19 protein-coding genes are annotated in these 19305 nt (G+C 48.1%); 8 read left to right on the top strand and 11 right to left on the bottom strand.

Going from position 1 to position 19305, the window contains the following annotated elements:
• Window positions 1–2: 2 nt before the first annotated feature.
• Window positions 3–1583 carry a DUF1501 domain-containing protein gene (locus L0Y31_RS02710; RefSeq protein ID WP_310587132.1) on the top strand — a complete coding sequence of 527 codons (1581 nt, stop codon included), beginning with the start codon at window positions 3–5 and terminating at the stop codon, window positions 1581–1583.
• A gap of 150 nt (window positions 1584–1733) precedes the next feature.
• Window positions 1734–3032, top strand: coding sequence for an aminotransferase class V-fold PLP-dependent enzyme (locus tag L0Y31_RS02705; protein WP_234735598.1), 1299 nt, complete (start codon window positions 1734–1736; stop codon window positions 3030–3032).
• Between the two features lie 110 nt (window positions 3033–3142).
• Here L0Y31_RS02705 and L0Y31_RS02700 read toward each other — a convergent pair whose 3' ends face one another.
• Window positions 3143–3571, bottom strand: a complete 429-nt coding sequence (locus tag L0Y31_RS02700; protein WP_234735597.1) for an OsmC family protein — start codon at window positions 3569–3571, stop codon at window positions 3143–3145.
• A 166-nt stretch (window positions 3572–3737) separates the two neighbouring features.
• On the opposite strand from L0Y31_RS02700, the gene L0Y31_RS02695 reads away from it, so the two are divergent.
• From L0Y31_RS02695 to metK, 4 genes are all read left to right on the top strand, one after another.
• A complete protein-coding gene (locus tag L0Y31_RS02695; RefSeq protein ID WP_310587131.1) occupies window positions 3738–4484 on the top strand; it encodes a hypothetical protein in 747 nt (248 codons plus the stop codon).
• Between the two features lie 118 nt (window positions 4485–4602).
• Complete coding sequence (gene lipA, locus L0Y31_RS02690) at window positions 4603–5481, top strand: lipoyl synthase (RefSeq protein WP_234735596.1); 879 nt, start codon at window positions 4603–4605, stop codon at window positions 5479–5481.
• A gap of 108 nt (window positions 5482–5589) precedes the next feature.
• Window positions 5590–6741, top strand: coding sequence for a lycopene cyclase family protein (locus L0Y31_RS02685; RefSeq protein ID WP_234735595.1), 1152 nt, complete (start codon window positions 5590–5592; stop codon window positions 6739–6741).
• Window positions 6742–6866: 125 nt separating this feature from the next.
• Window positions 6867–8144, top strand: coding sequence for a methionine adenosyltransferase (metK, locus tag L0Y31_RS02680; protein WP_234735594.1), 1278 nt, complete (start codon window positions 6867–6869; stop codon window positions 8142–8144).
• A 75-nt stretch (window positions 8145–8219) separates the two neighbouring features.
• Here the strand turns inward: metK and hpf are convergent, their stop codons facing one another.
• From hpf to L0Y31_RS02645, 7 genes are all read right to left on the bottom strand, one after another.
• Window positions 8220–8609: a ribosome hibernation-promoting factor, HPF/YfiA family gene (hpf, locus tag L0Y31_RS02675; RefSeq protein ID WP_234735593.1), complete on the bottom strand. Its 390-nt coding sequence runs from the start codon at window positions 8607–8609 to the stop codon at window positions 8220–8222.
• A 220-nt stretch (window positions 8610–8829) separates the two neighbouring features.
• Window positions 8830–9708, bottom strand: a complete 879-nt coding sequence (locus tag L0Y31_RS02670; RefSeq protein ID WP_234735592.1) for an SDR family oxidoreductase — start codon at window positions 9706–9708, stop codon at window positions 8830–8832.
• Between the two features lie 94 nt (window positions 9709–9802).
• On the bottom strand, window positions 9803–11170 hold the full coding sequence (locus tag L0Y31_RS02665) for an alkaline phosphatase family protein (protein WP_234735591.1): 1368 nt from the start codon (window positions 11168–11170) through the stop codon (window positions 9803–9805).
• A gap of 47 nt (window positions 11171–11217) precedes the next feature.
• Window positions 11218–12453: a metabolite traffic protein EboE gene (gene eboE / locus L0Y31_RS02660; protein WP_234735590.1), complete on the bottom strand. Its 1236-nt coding sequence runs from the start codon at window positions 12451–12453 to the stop codon at window positions 11218–11220.
• Entirely contained in the window at window positions 12450–13628 is a 1179-nt protein-coding gene (locus L0Y31_RS02655; protein WP_234737096.1) for a 3-dehydroquinate synthase, read from the bottom strand. Before L0Y31_RS02655 ends, eboE begins: the two co-directional genes overlap by 4 nt.
• 276 nt (window positions 13629–13904) lie before the next feature.
• Window positions 13905–14780, bottom strand: coding sequence for a UbiA-like protein EboC (eboC, locus tag L0Y31_RS02650; RefSeq protein ID WP_234735589.1), 876 nt, complete (start codon window positions 14778–14780; stop codon window positions 13905–13907).
• Window positions 14781–14782: 2 nt separating this feature from the next.
• Entirely contained in the window at window positions 14783–15715 is a 933-nt protein-coding gene (locus tag L0Y31_RS02645; protein ID WP_234735588.1) for a TatD family hydrolase, read from the bottom strand.
• Window positions 15716–15898: 183 nt separating this feature from the next.
• Between L0Y31_RS02645 and L0Y31_RS02640 the strand changes: the two genes are divergently transcribed.
• Together L0Y31_RS02640 and L0Y31_RS02635 are read left to right on the top strand one after the other, a co-directional pair.
• A complete protein-coding gene (locus tag L0Y31_RS02640) occupies window positions 15899–16549 on the top strand; it encodes a DUF4136 domain-containing protein (RefSeq protein WP_234735587.1) in 651 nt (216 codons plus the stop codon).
• Between the two features lie 4 nt (window positions 16550–16553).
• Window positions 16554–17231: a hypothetical protein gene (locus L0Y31_RS02635; protein WP_234735586.1), complete on the top strand. Its 678-nt coding sequence runs from the start codon at window positions 16554–16556 to the stop codon at window positions 17229–17231.
• On the opposite strand, the gene L0Y31_RS02630 is transcribed toward L0Y31_RS02635, so the two are convergent.
• The 3 genes from L0Y31_RS02630 to rpsU form a co-directional block, all read right to left on the bottom strand.
• Complete coding sequence (locus tag L0Y31_RS02630; RefSeq protein WP_234735585.1) at window positions 17228–17965, bottom strand: EboA domain-containing protein; 738 nt, start codon at window positions 17963–17965, stop codon at window positions 17228–17230. The two genes, L0Y31_RS02635 and L0Y31_RS02630, sit on opposite strands and share 4 nt — an antisense overlap.
• 34 nt (window positions 17966–17999) lie before the next feature.
• Window positions 18000–18896 carry a tyrosine-type recombinase/integrase gene (locus tag L0Y31_RS02625; RefSeq protein ID WP_234735584.1) on the bottom strand — a complete coding sequence of 299 codons (897 nt, stop codon included), beginning with the start codon at window positions 18894–18896 and terminating at the stop codon, window positions 18000–18002.
• A 116-nt stretch (window positions 18897–19012) separates the two neighbouring features.
• A complete protein-coding gene (gene rpsU, locus L0Y31_RS02620) occupies window positions 19013–19207 on the bottom strand; it encodes a 30S ribosomal protein S21 (protein ID WP_234735583.1) in 195 nt (64 codons plus the stop codon).
• Window positions 19208–19305: the final 98 nt, after the last annotated feature.

Raw genomic sequence — 19305 nt, 5'->3', positions numbered from 1 at the left:
CTTTGTCGCTACGAAAAATGGATCGTCGGAAGTTTTTGAGATACACGGCAGGGACGCTGGCAACGTCTGTCGTGCTGGACGGCTACGGAGCCAGGGCCTTTGATGTTCAGCAATCGGCTTTGATCCAGTCGTTGAGCCATTTGGCGGGAGCAAACGACCGAATTTTAGTGCTGATTCAGTTAAACGGAGGCAATGATGGCCTAAATACGGTTATTCCACTGGACCAAATGAGCCGCTATGTGTCGCTACGAAGCAACATTGCGATTCCAGAGTCGAAGGTGTTAACGCTGGATAAAAACCCAACAACGGGTTTGCACCCAGCCATGACGGGTTTGCAGCGGCTCTACAACGATGGTAAATTGTCGATTGTGCACAGTGTTTCTTATCCATCACCTAACTTTTCGCACTTCCGGTCGAGTGATATCTGGTTTACCGGTGCGGATTCGGATAAACTGCTGACAACGGGTTGGGCGGGACGGTACCTCGATGAGCGTTATCCTGGGTATCCCGAAAAATACCCGAACCAACAAAATCCCGATCCCTTGGCGATCCAGATTGGGGCGGTCGCGTCGACTGCTTTGCTGGGGCCAGCGCAAACCATGGCCATCACGCTGCAAAATCCCGACACATTTGCGCAACTGGTGGGCGAAAAGCCAAACGTAAATTCGGATTTAAACCTGGAAACGCCCGCCGGACGGCATATCGCCTTTATCCGGCAGCAGCAGCAAACATCGGTTGGCTACGCGGCGCAGATCAAAGCTGCCGCCTCAAAAGGCAAGAATCAGGTTACTTACCCGACTGGAAATACCCTGGCCGATCAGCTTAAAATTGTGGCCCGCCTGATCCACGGAGGTTTGCAAACGAAATTGTACTATGTATCGCTGGGGGGCTTCGATACGCACGCTTCGCAGGTCAGTGCAACCGACCCGACAAGTGGTGCCCACGCAAATCTGATGCGTTATGTGTCCGATGGGATCAAAACATTCATGGACGATGTGAAAGCAATGGGTGCCGAAGACCGCGTGGTAGGGATGACGTTCTCTGAGTTTGGGCGTAGGGCGGTTTCCAACAGCAGTTTGGGGACTGATCACGGCGTGGCGGCTCCTTTGTTCATTTTTGGCAGTGCGGTGAAAAGGCAGGTGGTTGGCAAAAATCCAGATCTGAATGATTTGAGCAACAACAACATCAAAATGCAGACGGATTTTCGGCAGGTATATGCGGCCCTGCTGGGCGATTGGTTGGGCGAAGGCGAAACGGTCCTGACGGAAGTGCTATCACGCGATTTTGAACGAGTCCCCGTCTTTAAAGAATACATAACCGCAACGGATCCGATTAGTCAGTCGTTTCGTATTTTCCCTAATCCAGCCACTGAAAATGTTATTCTAGAGGCGGAGGAATTATCGGACGTTCGCTCGGTGAATCTCATCGACCAGTTGGGACGTAGCCACCAGCCCAGGGCAGTAAATCGGTTGGCGGAAAAAACTCTGGGTATGTACGTAGGAAATCTGCCCAGCGGGACCTATTTAGTAAACATAGAGACTCCACATAAGAGACTGATAGGCCGGTTGCTGGTTGCTCATTGACGCGTATCAGAAGATTTTATAGGGATGCTTTGTAAAGGAGGAGTTTAAAAATATTTTCTTGAAAAATCCGTAAAATATTTGGCAAATATAGCGTATTATAGATGTAACTTCCGGATAAGTTTGAAAGCGCCGTATTTCATCAATGCCTATATGCCTACTCGTCGATCTTTTTTCCGCCAATTGGGTTCCGCTACTGCTGGAACGCTCGCATTGCCCGCTTTTATTGAAGAGGCTACGGCCCAGTCGCTGGAAACGTACAAGCCTAATGCGTCACCCCCGCAATTGGCGCAGGATGAAGATTTTTGGTCCTGGATTAAAGCAGAGTACACCGTTTCTCCTAACCTTCTGAATTTGAATAACGGCGGGGTAAGTCCGCAGCCAAAGCTGGTGCAGGAGGCGCATATCCGGTTTTACCAATATTCGAACGAAGCGCCTTCTTATTACATGTGGCGGATTCTGGACCAGGGGCGTGAGGCAGTGCGGGCCAAATTAGCCGATATCGCGGGCTGCTCCGCGGATGAAGTTGCCATCAACCGAAACGCAACAGAAGGACTAAATACCATCATTTTTGGGTTGACGCTAAAGCCCGGCGACGAAGTGATACTGGCTAAACAGGATTACCCGAACATGACCAACGCGTGGAAACAGCGAGAGAAACGCGATGGCATCAAACTGGTTTGGCTTGACCTCGATTTGCCTTCCGAAAACGAGGACGAGTTAGTGCGCAAATACGTAAGTGCCTTTAGTAGCCGGACGAAAATTGTGCACGTAACGCACGTCATTAACTGGACCGGCCAGATTATGCCCGTTCGGAAAATTGCGGACGCCGCGCACAAACAAGGCATTGAGGTGATCTGTGACGGAGCGCACAGCTTTGCTCACCTGGAATACAAAATTCCCGATTTGGGCTGCGATTATTTCGCGACCAGCCTGCATAAATGGCTTTGCGCCCCGTTTGGCAGTGGCATGATGTACATCCGTCAGGAAAAAGTGAAAAATATTTGGGCGCTGTTGTCGAGCACGGAGCCTGATGGCAGCGATATTCGGAAGTTTGAGTCATTGGGGACGCGCTCTTTTGCTTCGGAAATGGCCATCGGAACAGCGGCGGACTTTCACCTGTCGATTGGGGCTGCGCGGAAGTTTGCGCGTCTGCATTACCTGAAAAGTTACTGGGCCGAGAAAGTAAAAGACATTCCGGGGGTGAAGCTTCATACGTCGCTGAAGCCGGCTTTCTCCGGGGCGCTGGCCGTTGTCGGAATTGATGGCCTCAAAGGAAATGAATTGGAAAGCCAGCTACTGGGAACGTATAAAATTCATACGACGCCGATTGGCTTAGGGCCGCTCAACGGCGTTCGGGTGACGCCGCATATTTACACAACGCCTAAAGACCTGGATCGACTCGTAGTTGCTATTGATAAGATTGCTGCTTCGGCGCGGAAGAAAAGTTAAAGAGCAAAAGATAGGAAGAGCGAAAGAGCGAAGTTCGGCTTACGGATCTAACAGGAACCTGCCAGATAGATCGCTCTTTCGTTCATTCACTCTTTCGCTCATTCATTCTTTCACGCTTTAACAAGGCTTTTCCACTCAAACTGAATGGCTTGTTCGATATCGGGGTGTAGGCTCAGCGCAACCGGGCACGTATGGGCAGCACGCTCTAATTTTTCGCGGGTATCGGCTGGCAGTTCTTCCGGCGTTTGCATCTGTAGCAGTACTTCGATCCGGACAATCCGGCGGGGGCCTTCCGAGTTCATCACTTTCGTAATGTCCATATCACTGCCTGTCAGGTCAATTCCCTCGCGGCGGGCAACAATACCCATAATGGTCATCATACAGCTTCCCAAAGAAGCGGCTACCAGGTCAGTGGGGGAGAATGCTTCACCTTTTCCGTTGTTATCGATGGGTGCATCGGTGAGAATTTGGGTTCCTGATTGCAGGTGCGTAGCCTGAGTACGCAAGTCGCCTAAATAGGTGGTACGAATCGTCGGCATTTTCTGATTTGTTAACAATTATCGACGTTTGAAAAACGTTAAAAAACTAATTTATTTCTAATAAACTTCCTTCATCCTAGCTAGTTAATCAATATAGGGAGGGAGGTTTCGTGAAATTAATTTAAAGTCTTATATTTATCTATATAAAAAATTATACACCACAGTCGTGATAAAAAGTTTATCGATATTAACCCTGATCTGTTTACTCATTGGAGCGAATACTCAGGCTCAAACAACCGATTCCGACGAAGAACGCTATAATTCCGTAACAACCTATGGGGTTACGACCAATACGAATTCGGGTATTTTAGGCGGATTTGTTTTTCGGCACTCGAAAGCCTTGCCTAGTTTGTTCAACGGCAAACGACAGTTCCGTTACCTGAGTGTGGAGATCGTTAATGTAAAACACCCAAAGGAAGTACAGACGCAGACGCAGTATACCGGGGCGCGGTTCATCTACGGGAAACAGAATAACTTTTTTGTCATAAGACCGCAATACGGGCGGGAAGTTGCCTTATTTACGCGTACGGCTGACGAAGGAATTGCCATTAGCGGAATTCTGGCGGCTGGCCCATCGCTCGGTATTATAAAGCCCTATTACATTCAATATCAGGTTCGGCCCGGCCAGATTCAGAATGTTCCTTACGATCCCAATATGCACCAGAATCTGGGTGAAATTGTGGGAGCAGGTGGTTTCTTCCAGGGTTTTGAAAAATCGAATTTTACAGTGGGTTTGAATGTAAAAGCGGCAGTGGCCTTTGAACTGAGTGCTTTTCGAAACAACATGACGGGGCTTGAAATTGGCTTTCTGGCAGAAGCTTATCCCAAAGAAGTTGTCATCATGTCATTGGCCTCAAACAGAAGCCTGTTTACATCAGGGTATATAACGCTTTTCTTCGGTAACAAACGATAATTAACGCTGAAGGACAAATAAGGAAAATTTACGGCCTCGTTTTTTCCTGCCTTCCTTCTTATCACCGAACTTTGCACCTGATAATTGCATTGTGTAGTAAATAGGCTTGAGGTTTGTTATGATTGAACTTCCCGTTATTCCCTCCGAACCACAGAGAAAAAAACGCCCGGATTGGCTGCGTGTAAAGCTGCCTATCGGGCCCGAATATGCTAAAGTCCGCAAACTAGTTGATACGTATAAATTACATACAATCTGTGAAAGCGGCAACTGTCCAAACATGGGTGAGTGCTGGGGTGCTGGCACGGCAACCTTCATGATTCTGGGCAATATTTGTACGCGGGGTTGCTCTTTTTGCGCTGTTGCAACGGGGCGCCCGAACGAGTACGATACGGATGAGCCACGCCGCGTTGCTGAGGCGGTCCAGTTGATGAAAGTGAAACACGCCGTTATTACGTCCGTGAACCGCGATGAGTTAAAAGACCGAGGCGCTGAAATCTGGTACCAGACGGTTCGGGCCGTTAAGGAACAGTCTCCCGAAACGACGATCGAAACCTTGATTCCCGATGTTAAAAGTAATTGGGAGGCCTTGATTCGCATGATTTCAGCCGGTCAGGAGGTTGTTTCCCACAACATGGAGACGGTTGAGCGTCTGTACCGGGCGGTACGCCCGCAGGCAAAATACGCCCGTAGCCTGGAACAGATCAAGCGCACGAAAGAATACGGCCAGCGTACCAAAACAGGTATCATGCTGGGTCTGGGCGAAACCAGAGAAGAGGTTTTCAAAGCCATGGACGATCTGGCGGCGCACGGACTGGACATTTTGACGCTGGGTCAGTACCTGCAACCGACCAAAATGCACCATGAAGTTATCGAATGGATTCACCCGGAGACATTTGCGATGTATAAGGAAGAGGGGTTGATGCGGGGTTTGAAATATGTTGAATCAGGGCCGCTCGTTCGGTCAAGTTACCATGCTGAGCGGCATGTCCATGTGTAAAAGTCCTTAGTGATTTGTCCCTGCCACTGTCGGTCTTTTAAATCCGGCTAGTGACTAACGATAAAACTAAAGTCTGGGCGCGTGCGTCCAGACTTTTCTTTTTTTTGCATGAAACGATACGACTTCATCATCGCTGGCGGTGGCATGGCGGGTTTGAGTTTAGCTTATTACCTAACTCAGTCTACCCTGCGCGATCGCTCAATCCTGATACTGGATAAAGAATTTAAAAATAAAAATGACCGGACCTGGTGCTTTTGGGAGCGCGGAGAAGGAACATTTGAACCCATTATCTTTCGAAAATGGCCCGCCGTTGATTTTTTTGGAACCGTGTTTAGCGGCTCCCTTAATATTGGCAACTACCAGTATAAGATGTTGCGGGGTATTGATTTCTATGAATTTGTTCGGAATCAGCTGGCTAAGCATCCCAATATCGAGTTCAAGCAGGCTACAATCAACCGCGTGAAGGATACGCCACAAGGCGGCTTTGTGATTGCAGACGATGAGCCTTACATGGCTGATTTTGTATTTGACAGCACGTTTCAATTAAAACTCGATATTCCCGAGCAACATAACTTACTACAGCACTTTAAAGGTTGGGTGATCAACGCGCAAAACCCCTGTTTTGACGTAAAAAAGCCCATTATGATGGATTTTCGGGTGGAGCAGCAAGGCGACTGCCGATTCATCTACGTACTTCCTTTCGACGAAAAAACAGCCCTGGTGGAGTACACCGTTTTCAACGAAGCCGTATTGACCGACTATGAGTATGAAGTGCCATTACGTAATTACATCGACCGTTTTTTAGAAACCGGCGGCTATCAGATTTGTGAAACGGAATTTGGCGTTATTCCCATGTCTGACGAACCGACGCAGGAGAACCCTTCTGAGCATGTCGTTCGAATTGGCACTGCCGGGGGCTTTACCAAACCGTCTACAGGGTATACTTTTCAGCGCACGCAGCGTTATTTAGCCGAGATTGTCAAGAACCTGGCGGCAACGGGCAGCCCCAAAAGGCGAACAAGTTGGTTCAACCGCCGATTTGGCCTTTATGACAGCATTCTACTCAATGTGTTGCACAAACGGCGTTATCCCGCTGATGATTTCTTCACACTGCTTTATAAGCGCAACCACCCCGCCAAAGTATTCGAATTCCTGGATGAGGATACAAATTTTATGGAGGAGCTTAAAATTATGTCAAGCGTGCCGTTGGGTGCTTTCACCAAGGCACTGTTTGATGTCCTGAAGAGGCGGTTGCTCTGACGCTAATGAATGAAAAAGAACCACTTATTGGTCATAACATAGGAGTAGATTACGGAAGCGTTTTTGATGGAGTACAGAAATTGCTGTAAATTCGCGGATTCAATCAGTAAATAAACGACATAATAATGCCATATCTTTTTACTTCCGAGTCGGTATCGGAAGGCCACCCAGATAAAGTAGCGGATCAGATCTCTGATGCGCTCATTGACAATTTCCTTGCTTTTGATCCAACCAGCAAAGTAGCTTGTGAGACATTGGTAACCACGGGTCAGGTTGTATTGGCAGGAGAAGTAAAAACAAACACTTATCTTGATGTACAGAAGATTGCTCGGGAAGTAATTCGGCGGATTGGCTACACAAAAAGCGAATACATGTTCGAAGCTAATTCGTGTGGTATTTTGTCGGCTATTCACGACCAGTCAGCGGATATCAATCAGGGCGTTGACCGGAAGGTAGATAACGAAGACTTTGAGGCCCGGGCCAACGCCCAAGGTGCTGGTGATCAGGGTATGATGTTTGGTTATGCCACCAAAGAAACGGAAAACTTCATGCCGTTGCCGCTGGATCTGGCGCATAAAATTTTACAGGAACTGTCGTATATCCGGAACCACGAGGCCAGCTTGCTGTCTTACCTCCGGCCCGATGCGAAATCGCAGGTGACGATTGAATATTCCGACGACCACCAGCCCATTCGGATTGATACGATTGTTGTGTCAACGCAGCACGATGATTTTGCCGACGATGCAACGATGCTTGAGCGCATTCGGGAAGACGTAATCAATGTGGTTATTCCACGCGTAAAAGCAAGACTAAAAGCAGAGCTTCAGGATTTGTTTACGGACGATATTACGTATTACATCAACCCAACCGGGAAATTCGTCATTGGTGGACCACACGGAGATACAGGCTTGACTGGCCGTAAAATCATTGTTGATACTTACGGTGGCAAAGGAGCACACGGTGGAGGCGCATTCTCTGGAAAAGATCCTTCAAAAGTAGACCGCTCGGCGGCGTATGCAACTCGCCACATTGCTAAAAACATGGTAGCGGCGGGCTTGTGCGATCAGGTTCTGGTGCAGGTGTCTTACGCGATTGGCGTGGCAAAACCATGTGGTCTTTACGTTGATACATACGGTACGTCGAAAGTGAACATCACTGACGGCGAATTGGCCGAAAAAATCGGTCAGATTTTCGACATGCGGCCTTATGCCATTGAGCAACGTCTGAAACTGCGCAACCCGATTTACTCGGAAACTGCCGCTTATGGTCACATGGGTCGTCAGAACCAGGTTGTGAAGAAAGTATTTGGTCAGAATGGTCAGGTAAAAGAAGTAGAGGTTGAACTTTTTACCTGGGAAAAACTGGATTACGTAGATCAGATTAAAGCCGCTTTCGGACTGTAATTGAGTTATAAAAAGGAGCAAAACAGAAAAACCGCCGAAAGGCGGTTTTTCTGTTTTAGATAAACTGAAGGCCGACTAGATTTCGCCGTCCTCGTTCAAAGCATCAACTTCCACCAGATCCTGCTGCGAGTCTTTTGTCTCGCGGTTAATGTCCCGGTTAGAAATATGGCGCTGTTTATCCTTATGTTTAACAAGCAAGTTTTTCAACCGGTCAACGGCAAGGTCAATAGCGGCTTCAAAGCTCTGATTGCGCTCGCTAATGAACAAAGAGTCACCGGGTAAAAACAGTTTTACCTCAAAGATTTTCATCCTTATTTTGTTGCTGTCATTCCCGTCTAACCGCAGGAAAACTTCTGCACTCACAATCCGGTCGTGGAATGTGTCCAATTTATCCAACTTCCGTTGAATAAAATCCAGCAACTTTTGGTCCGCCGTAAAATGAACAGCGTTTACTTGAATTCTCATACGCATTTCACTGTTTAAAGTGTAACATAATCAGGAAGCCATGAATTACTAAGTTTGGAAAACTACATGACAGAGTCAATAGGGCTTTAGAAATATCCAACTCTTACCAAGCTGTAAGAATTAGTAAATAGACCCTATCGTGTTCATTTGCCTGTATTTAACCAACAAGTAGAACTTCCTCCGCGGGAAAAAACCTTGTAAAGTATAAAACTGGCTTTGTTTAGGCGTTGACAACTGTGCCCCCGTTGACGTGAATAATCTGTCCCGTAATGAAGGAAGCATCTTCAGAGGCTAGAAATACGTAGGCTGGGGCCACCTCCGCAGGCTGTCCGGGGCGTTCCATGGGCGTATCCTTGCCAAAGTTGGCTACCTTCTCCAGATCGAATGAAGCCGGGATTAGCGGCGTCCAGATAGGGCCGGGCGCTACGCCATTTACGCGAATTTTCTTCTGGGCCAGATTGCCTGATAAGGAGCGTGTAAAAGCCGTGATCGCTCCTTTTGTGGAGGAATAATCGAGTAAAGCTTCGCTGCCCCGGTAGGATGTAATTGACGTGGTGTTGATGATGCAGTCTCCTTCGTGCAAGTACTGGAGGGCGGCTTTGGTCAGCCGAAACATGGATAGAATATTAATGTCAAAGGTGGCTACAAGATCGTCATCCTCAATCTCGGTCAGCTCTTTTTTGGGAAACTGCACGGCGGCGTTATTCACCAAAATGTTAAGCTGCTTTAATTCAGCAACCGCTTCTTCCACACACTTCTCACAGAAGGCTCGTTCTTTCAGATCACCGGCAATTAACACGCAGGTTTGGCCCTGTTCTTCAATCAACTGCTTCGTTTTCTGAGCATCTTCCTCTTCCGTTGGGTGATACACGATGGCTACGTCTGCACCTTCATGGGCAAAATGAACGGCCACGGCCCGACCAATTCCACTGTCTCCACCGGTAATCAGCGCCTTTTTGCCTTTCAATTTGCCAACACCTTGGTAGGTATCCCGAATATAGATCGGCTGGGGCGTCATTTCTTTTTCCAACCCAGGTTGCTGATTCTGCTGCTGAGCAGGAATCTCCACATTCATCTCTTCCATAACTATACCTTTCATTGAGTAAATCAGAAACTATAGATTTAACTCCAGGTAGAGTAAGTTGTCGGCAGAGACTTATTAAGTGGCCCTAAAAATTAGGTCGTCAGACCGTTCAGGACTGAGTTAGCTGCTCCCAGATTTTGCCATATACCTCCGTTGCAAGAAGAGACGCTCCATCCGATTGGTTACTAATAAAAACCGGATGATGCTCCCGGGCCGTCCCTACGCGACCGTGCGCCCCTTTCAGAAGCGTTGCATCCAGCGGGATAACGTTCATCAGATAGCGGAAACCCAGCTTTTTACGCATAAGCTTGTATCCAGCTTTCAATTTAACCAACGGATTGGCAGGGTCCATGAACATTTCAATTGGATCGTACCCCGGTTTGCGGTGAATATCTACCAGTCGGGCGTAGTCGGGAGCTTTGGCATCGTCGAGCCAGTAATAATAGGTAAACCAGCTTTCAGCATCCGCCATTACGACGAAATCTCCCGCGCGTTCGTGATTGATGTGGTGTTTTTTCTTGCCTTCTTCGTCCAGAACCAGCTCGATACCCGGCGTTTTTTCCAGTATAGCTTTTACCTGAGCCGTACACGAAGGGTCATTGATATAAATATGGGCCACCTGGTGGTCAGCGACCGCAAACGCTTTGGAAGCACCCGCATCTAATAATTCAAGCCCTTGTTCTTCGCGAATCCCAAGGAGGCCCGCCTCGCGGAACTGCCGGTTGAGGTGAATAGGGCGGCTAATGTTGGTGATGCCGTATTCGGATAAAACAATGATTGACGCACTCTTTTTCTCGTAATGCTGAATCAAATCCCGACAAACGGTGTCGATCTCGCCCAGTTCTTTCGCTATTTTGCTGAAATCCTGTCCAAATTTTTGCAGACAGTAATCCAGATGCGGTAGGTAGATCAGCGTTAACGTTGGGTCATGCCATTGGTCAACCAACATGGAAGCATCAGCAATCCAGCGCGTTGACTTGATGTTGGCGTTAGGGCCCCAGAAACTAAAGAGTGGAAAAGTCCCTAATTCGCGCTGTAAACGGTCGCGCAGGTCAGCGGGCTGGCTGTAGCAATCGGGTGCTTTGACACCATCAGCATGATATTGAGGCCTTGGTGTTACCGCATAATCGGCTGATGAGTACATATTGTACCACCAGAACATCTTGGAAACCGTAAAAGACGGATCAATCTTGTGGGCGGCTTCCCAGATTTTTTCGCCCTGCACCAGCTTGTTGGACTGTTTCCAGAATTTAATTTCTGAATCCGTTCGGTCGTACCAGCCGTTAGCCACAATCCCCGTTTCGGCGGGCCATTTTCCCGTAACATAGGTAGACTGTACCGACGTGGTAACGGCTGGTAACATCGGCTCAATGGTCGATAGTTTTTTATTGGCTAGCCAGCTTTTTAAAAAGGGCGTATGTTCGCCAATGAGCGAAGAAGAAAGCCCTACAACGTCGATAACAACAGTCTTTTTCATATTAGGTAATAAATTATAAATGGCGCTTCCCTGGAAGACAGCCAATTTTATACTTCTTTAATCTTCTGCAATACCCATTCGAGTTCCCGCGTGATGGACTCGTTTAAAGGCATTTTTAAGTCGTCGGGCAAAACTTCCCACGTGTAGGTTTCTACTTCCAGTTGTTCCGTAAAGGACGTTTCCTTTTGCAAACGTAAGACCTCCACAATATCATTTTGCGTAGACTGTAGCAGACCATAATCAGAGATGAACAGGGGAACGTGAAAATGCGCGCGCCATTCAACGTGTCTTTTATCAAAAGCTTGTAGAGCTTCGGGTAGATCAGGATAGCGAAGCAACTCGCCACGGTCATCACGGGCCACCACCTGGTGCAGGTAAACAGGCTCGTTGAAGTGCAGGAATTGGTCGTGGGTCATCGCCCGGCTATTAGGTTCTTCAGGGAAAGTTGCTTTCAACGCCGCACTGATCTGGATTTTTCCCACTTTTATAGAGTTCTCCTGTAACTTCTTCAGTACCTCCGCGTGGCGCTCGTAGCCAACCGCAAAATGGCAAACATCGTAGCAAAGCTGAACGTGTTCCCGAAGAGCCGCTTCGGCTTCCGCCGCCGACATGCCGAATTCTTCGTTAAGCCGATCCAGACCAATTGGCAAGAGGTACAAATTAAACCAATTGATAAACTCATCACCGGTTTCCAGCAGCCCGTCTGGTTCCGGTTCAATGTCGAGGTGTAACGAAATGCCGTCGCTTTCTTTGATTCGTACCAATTCTTCGACAACCGTTACGAGCCGTTGCGTCGTGATCTCGAAGGCTTTATCCCGTTGGGTTTCATTATCCCAGCGAAACCAGTAGCGATATGATAGGGGCGAGGTCGAAATTCCGGCGCTGGGAATAGCTGCCTTGCCATCGGTTCGAGGCAGTAAATTGGCCAATAAACCGAACAGGCGAATGGTATAATCAACCCGTTCGGGCGTGGTCCAGTCGGGCGCATGAACCTGGTCTTTAACGCGCGAACGGTGGAAACCTCCGTAAGGAAAGCCGTTCATAGTAAAGACGTATAAATTATTGTCGGACAACCACCGTTGGAACTCGGCCAGGCGTTCGGGTTGGGTTAACTCGAGGCTGGCTATGTTGGCCAGTCGTAGGCCAATGCCCAAAGGCGCATCCGGCGAAAGCTGGTTCTTAATCGTTGGCAAAGCGTTTTGCAGCGCCAGAAAATGGTCGGTCCAGTGCTCACCAGCGTGAATATTGGTGCAATAACTTAAGTGGCCAAGTGGCGTTTTCATGCGGGTTGCGATTCGGTGGATAGGGCAGATTGGTAGGACTGGTGGCTGGCTTTCAGCTCGGCAATGACTTGTTGGATCAGGTCCGTATCCATTTCGTGTACTTCAACGCCTTTCCCGATGCCTTCCAGTAACATAATGGTTAAGCGGCCGCCCAGGTGTTCGCGAAACTCGCTGAGTCCTTTCAGAACCGCTTCATTTTCCAGATCTGGATGATACAGTGAGAAGCCCAGCGTTTCCATTAGATTTAGGATGCGTTGCGTATCTGACTCGCTTAGCCAGCCCAGGTGACGTGAGTAAAGGCTATCCATCGCAATGCCAATGGCGACAGCCTCACCGTGACGGATCGAAAAATCACTTAACTGTTCTAGTTTATGGGCGCTCCAGTGACCAAAATCCAGCGGTCTTGAGGAGCCCATTTCGAAGGGGTCGCCGCCCGCAATGTGTTGCATGTGCAGTTCGGCGCAGCGGTGAATCAGGTACTGCATCGCCTCTTTGTCGCGCGCAGCTAGCTGCGTTGCGGCGGTTTCCATCCAGTCAAAAAAGGCTTTGTCTTTAATCAGAGCAACTTTGATGGCTTCCGAAATACCTGCCCGCCAGTCGCGGTCCTCAAGCGTAGTCAAAAAGGAAGAATCGTTAAATACCGCTACTGGTGGGACAAAGGTGCCCAGGAAATTTTTCTTTCCCCGGTAATTAATGCTATTCTTTACGCCAATACCCGAATCATTTTGGGAAAGAACCGTGGTTGGAATCCGGATATGGCGAATGCCCCGGTGCGAAATGGCCGCTGCATAACCCACCATGTCGAGCACGGAGCCGCCGCCAATGGCAACGATGTACGAATGCCGGTCAATGCCGTGGCGGTCAACAGCGTCCACCAGGCGGTCTACCTGGCTTTCATCATTTTTCGATTGCTCCCCACCCGGAACCGTAATGATTTCTGAAACTAATTCAGCTACTGGGTGATGAGTGAAATAGTTGGCAATCTGTCGGGATAAGTTGGGATGAGTGTCTGCTACTCCTGAATCTAAAACCACCAGAATTTTTTTTCGTATTCCTTCAGTTTGCTGGCTTTGCAGGAAAGAAACTAACGTATTATTTGAATCATCGAACAGACTTTCAGTAAAGTACACATCGTACGTAAAACGAACGCTGAACGACTGATGAAGAGTATTTATCATTTTGACAAACTAATTAACAAAACGTGGACACTTTAAAAAAAGAGAAAATTTTTGGTTGCCTTTTAAACCTTTCTGGTCAGAGGCAATCCAACCCACGAAAAGCAGATAAAGCATTCAGTAAACACAACGATATTAATGAACACCAAGTTCTTTATTGTAGTTGCCAACTCAATCAAGAATCTAACGTAGCCACCGTAATTAATAATTGACCGATCTTGATTCGGTAGATGTAAGGAAGGTGAAAAGGCCATACCCGCTGGGAGTGGCCTTTTTTTATGTCACCGCAAATACCTTCGCTAACAGCCGGGATAAGGGGAGCAGACAAACAACCAGCAGGGCGAGGGGAAACGAAGCAAAAGCCGCCACCCAGGCCGCATTCATAACGATCAGCGAAATAACGCCCGATTTTACCGCCATACCGATGTTGCGTCCAACTGGCTCACGAACCGCGCGCCAAAGCGGAGGGAAAATAAAATAACCTAGAATGAGCAGAAAAGGAAAGGCAGTTCCGAGTTGCTGGCGTTGCTGGGCAATGGCCGCAATGCAAGCAATGACAACGCCATACAATAACCCGGCTAGCCGCAAGGTTCTGGGATTTCCGCCGTGCACCTCGCCCCGGCTGATCATCGTGATGGCCGAAATATAAATGATGGGCACCACGGCTACCCACGCCCACGGTTCTACCTGCTCGGGCAGAATGCTAATTCCCAGTAGCAAATTTAAGCCACGGCAAAGACCCATGTTGAGCGGCCCCGCCACAGGATGGTGCTTGCCAAACCGGTCGTAGATCAGCGACGCAAGGGTGATGGCAATGGCTAACTGGCCTGATAAAGGGCTAACCATCCAGGCCGCCAGAATACCAATTAGGAACAAAACACCCCCCAATATAGAAGCCTGCCAGACACTAACCTGACCGCTCGGAATGGAACGTTCCGGGCGCTCGACGGCATCGAGTTCTGCGTCAAAAACATCATTGAACACAACGCCGCCGCCGTATAGGCCGATAGTGGATAAACACAGCCAGCCCAGGGGTTCAAACGTGGCCGTTTCGAGGGTCAAATAGCCTGCAATGGCCATACCAGCCAGCACGTCTGCCACCGCAGTAATGAGGTTGGCCGGACGAGTGAGGCGCAAAAGAGGAAGAAGCATGTTTAGCGAATAATTGTCGAAGATTTATCCACGCGAGGCGCCTGACCACCCCGGAGAATAGAACTACCATTGAAACGTTGGCTCTGGTCAATAATAACGGGCGCTTCCAGATCATCAGGGCTCATCTGTCCGCTTTGCGCAAAAGCAGTAAACGCATTTTGGTAGGTAACCATTCGAATATCTTCGTCCGAGATACCGCTAAGTTTCATCAACGCTGCCGTTTTAGGAACCGCCAGCGGGTCGCTGATTCCCCAGTCGCAGGCCGAATTCACCATGATGCGTTCAGTTCCGTATTGCTGCACCACGGCGACCATGCGCTCGTTGCCCATCTTGGTAAATGGGTAAATAGTGAAAGCGGCCCAGAAGCCCCGGTCCAAAACCTCTTTGACCGTTTCCTCATTATTGTGGTCAATAATAACCATACTAGGGTCAATGCCGTGCTCAATCGCAATATCCATGCTGCGGGTTGTGCCCCGTTTTTTGTCGCGGTGCGGCGTATGGATCTGAACGGGTAAAGCTGCTTCTTTGGCTAGTTCAAGCTGGGCACGGTAGTATTTTTCTTCGGCGGGAGTCTGGTCATCGAAGCCAATTTCACCGACACCAACAACGCCTTCTTTGTACAAAAACAGGGGCAAAATTTCCATGACCTGCTCGGCCAAAGCCTCGTTGTTGGATTCTTTTGAGTTAAGCCCAATGGTGCAATAATGCCGAATGCCAAACTGAGAGGCCCGAAAACGTTCCCAGCCAATCAAGCTGCTGTAGTAATCCCGGAAAGTATCAACACCCGTGCGGGGCTGCCCCAGCCAGAAAGCGGGCTCAACAACCGCCACAACGCCAGCATCGGCCATCGCCTGGTAATCGTCAGTCGTACGGGAAACCATGTGCGCGTGCATATCGAAAAACTTCATTCCGCGTATTGTATCCAGAAAATCCATAAGTCAATCAAGGTCTATAATAAAGGGGGGTAAGTTGCACGTTCTAATGATAGAGTTCAACAAAACCCGTGTTGTTTTATAATTATTAGTACAAAGTAACTAACCAATTTTTAATAAACAGTAACCAAAGACAGCGGGTTTATTAGTTAAATAACGCAGGAAAAAGGAAAAGAATTGATGGGTATGAAGTCGTATTTAATTTTTAAATGTCTGGGGCTGGTTTTGATTAGCAGTATGCTAATGAATTGCCAGCAGAATCCAGTGGGAGACCTGTCGCCGGAAGACAGCCAGGTCTTCATTACGAATCAGGATCGATCGGCGGTTTTTAGTACGTATAGAACGTTTAGTTTACCTGATTCAGTGGTTGTTTATCAGAACAATGCACAGCAAACATCGCGGTCGCTGATAGAATCCCGTTTCATTGACCGGATTTCAACTTCACTGACTAGCCGGGGGTATCAGCGCGTTGATTCAACGAGCAACCCGGATTTAGGAATCGCTGTGATTCGCGCTAACGACAGTTATATCGGTGCAACGTCGATCCCATATGATCCATACTATTTGAATTATTGGGGTGGCTTTGGCGGCGGTTTAGGTGGGTTTGGCTATGGCTATTCGCCTTTCTTTCCAAACTACTACAGCTTTTACGAAGTTCAGGACCGCTATTGGATTATTCAGATGGTTGATTTGAAAAACCGCAATAATACCAACAAACAGCTGAATGTGATCTGGACAGCGCAGATTCGCGGAAACGGAATTTTTGATGATGCCTCGGTAGACCGCATTGTTGATGCTGTCTTTAGCCAATCCGATTACTTACAGACCAATCAGTAAAGCAATGAAAACGATAAAAAAATGCTTTGGGCTGATCGTCGGGCTGTTGGTTAGTACAACGTCCGCAGTATGGGCTCAAAATGAACAAACCTACGAAGAGCAATATGAGAAAACCTCATCCTCCATGTATGACCGGTATGTAACCGGGAGTGCTACGGTATTTTATGGGGTAGGAATTCCGCTTAGCGGTCAAAAAGCTTACATTGATCGGAACGTGAACCAAAATTTTGCGTTGGGACTTGAGGCCGTCTTTCCGGGCCATTTTTCGGTAGGGGGCCGCGTTGGCTACCAGTATGTTTCCCAGCGCTATCCTCGGCAAGTGTATCGCTTGAGCGACGGTAATGTATCCGCTGTGCAAACGCGTACCCTAACGCTGGTTCCGGTTTTGGCCACTGCTTCGGCTTATCTTACGTCCGTAAACTCAGCAATCCGGCCTTATATTCAGGCGGGAGCGGGGGGCGCTTTTGTGGATTATACGAACTATTGGGGCACACTGTCAGATGGAAAGCAAAGTTTTCGTCCGGCAGTAGCGCCCGCCGCCGGAGTTAAATTTTTACTGGGAAAAAGCGGTCTGGGCGCGGAAGTACAAGCGCAATACCAGCACATTTTCTTCAAGTACAACGAGCTGAGTAAAAGCAATAGCCTGCTGCTTTCGGCAGGTCTGTCGTACCGCTGGTACTAAGCCAGGTTAACACCAAATAACGCTTCCATTTCTGGGCGCTGGTCAGGACTAATAAACGGTTCGGCCAGCGTCCATAATTGGGAGTGAATGTCCCGTCCGGCCGCGCGGCGTTCGCGCGCGTAGTCAATCACAATAGCGGCGAGACGTTCATTGCGTCGCTCCTGCAAACCCAAAATCTGCGTTACATCTTTCTCCGTGAAAAAGGCTTTCATCACCAACTGATTCCAGGCCAGTTCGTCCAGGTATTCGGCGGGGTAAGGATTTTGAATCATAATGGCTTCCTGTACCAGTCCGATGTTGCTTCGGACGGCTTCCGTTGTCTGAAAGCGCCACGCTTCAGGGAAAGGCAAAACGGGAAAGGCCGAATAGATAGCGGCCAACTCATTCATTTCTGCCGATTTAATTAATGTCTCAACCGTTGATACAAGTGTTTCCTGATCGTCTTCGAAAAGTTGCAGCAGCCACCAAACGCGCGCCAGCCGATCCATCGTCCAGCCTTCTATCGAAAAATTGGGCCGGAGCGTATCTAGCTTTTCTGTGACTTCTGGAGTAACCTCAATCTGATTTTTCCCCGTAAAACGCGGAATAGCCGCAAAAACTCGGTAAAAGACAGCCTTAACCGGTTGAGCCTGATAGGCAGCTCCCTGTTGCGTGAGGTAATTAACGGCTTTTTCGGAGCCCGGTTGTTGGTGGATAATATCCAGCAGGGCTTCCTGAATGGTGTTAGCGTTCATGCTGCAAAAATAAGCACAGTTTGGTTCTTCTGCTTTATTTTGCTTTTGGGTGGGCCTGGTCGTAAGCTTTTTTCAGCGTTTCGATGCTGTTGTGGGTATAAATCTGCGTCGCCGCCAGACTGCTGTGACCTAGTAAATCTTTAATGGCGTTTAGGTCGGCACCCCGATTGAGTAGGTGGGTCGCAAACGTATGTCGCAGAACGTGCGGACTCTTTTTTTCTAAAGTGGTAACAACGTTCAAGTATTTTTTGACAATACGCTGAATCAAAACCGGATAAGCCTGAATTCCCTGGTCGCTGACGATTAAATAAAGCGAATCAGCCTTACCGCCAAATTCGGTTTCTTTTTGCTGCAAATAGTCTTGAAGCAGTTGGAGAAGGGTTTGCGGAACAGGCACAATCCGCTGTTTGTTGCGCTTTCCCAGAACCATGATGGTTCGTTCGTATGCGTTAACATCGGTGGTTTTTAGTCCAATCAGCTCGGCAAGACGAATACCGGTGCCGTAGAGTAATTCCAGTACCAGCTTGTCGCGAATCCCCGCAAAATCGTTGGAAAACTCGAACTCTTCCAGCAGCGACTCCATTGGCTTTTCTTCCACGTACACGGGTAGTTTCTTACTGGTTTTCAACGCCTGAATTTTAAGCGTCGGATCGTCAGTAATAACCTTACGGCGCAGCAGAAAACCGTAATAAGAGCGTAAAGTGGCGATTTTTCGGTTAACGGACGTTTTGTCCAGCCCCGCTTCGACCAGACTCACAATCCAGGAACGGATATTCAGAAAGTCGGCTTTTTCGGCTTCATCCCGGTTTGCTTCTGTTTTCAAAAAGTCGGCAAACTGTTCCAGATCTTTCTGATACGCCGTCAGGGTATGGTGGCTCAGGCGTTTTTCATACCGAATGTGTTCCAGAAAGGTTTTGAACTGAGTTTCCACGGATGAATGAGTTTAGCAGGAAATATACGAACAAAAATAAAAAAGCAGTAAGCGTGAGCTTACTGCCATCCAGTGCTTTACATAAACAGTATGTTCGAACGCTGTAGCGCGTTAGACTACTGATCTTGGTTGCCGTACGTTTTTTGCTTGTAAACGGCGTTCAAAATCTCATGACGGCGTCTTACTGAAGGTTTTGTAAATGCAGTACGTGAACGTAGTTCGCGCAAAACACCTGTTTTCTCGAATTTCTTCTTGAAACGCTTCAGAGCCTTATCAATTGATTCGTTTTCTTTTACGTTTATGATAATCATATTTTATAGTACTATTAATGTCCTCTAAACAAACGGATTGCAAATGTAAAGGGTTAGCTGTAAAAAAACAATAGCTTTGCAGGGAAATTATAGACTTT

This window comes from Tellurirhabdus bombi, from assembly GCF_021484805.1.
In the GTDB taxonomy this organism is placed as follows: domain Bacteria; phylum Bacteroidota; class Bacteroidia; order Cytophagales; family Spirosomataceae; genus Tellurirhabdus; species Tellurirhabdus bombi.
The sequence above is the reverse complement of the archived record's forward strand: the minus strand, read 5'-3'. Positions and strand labels throughout refer to the sequence as shown.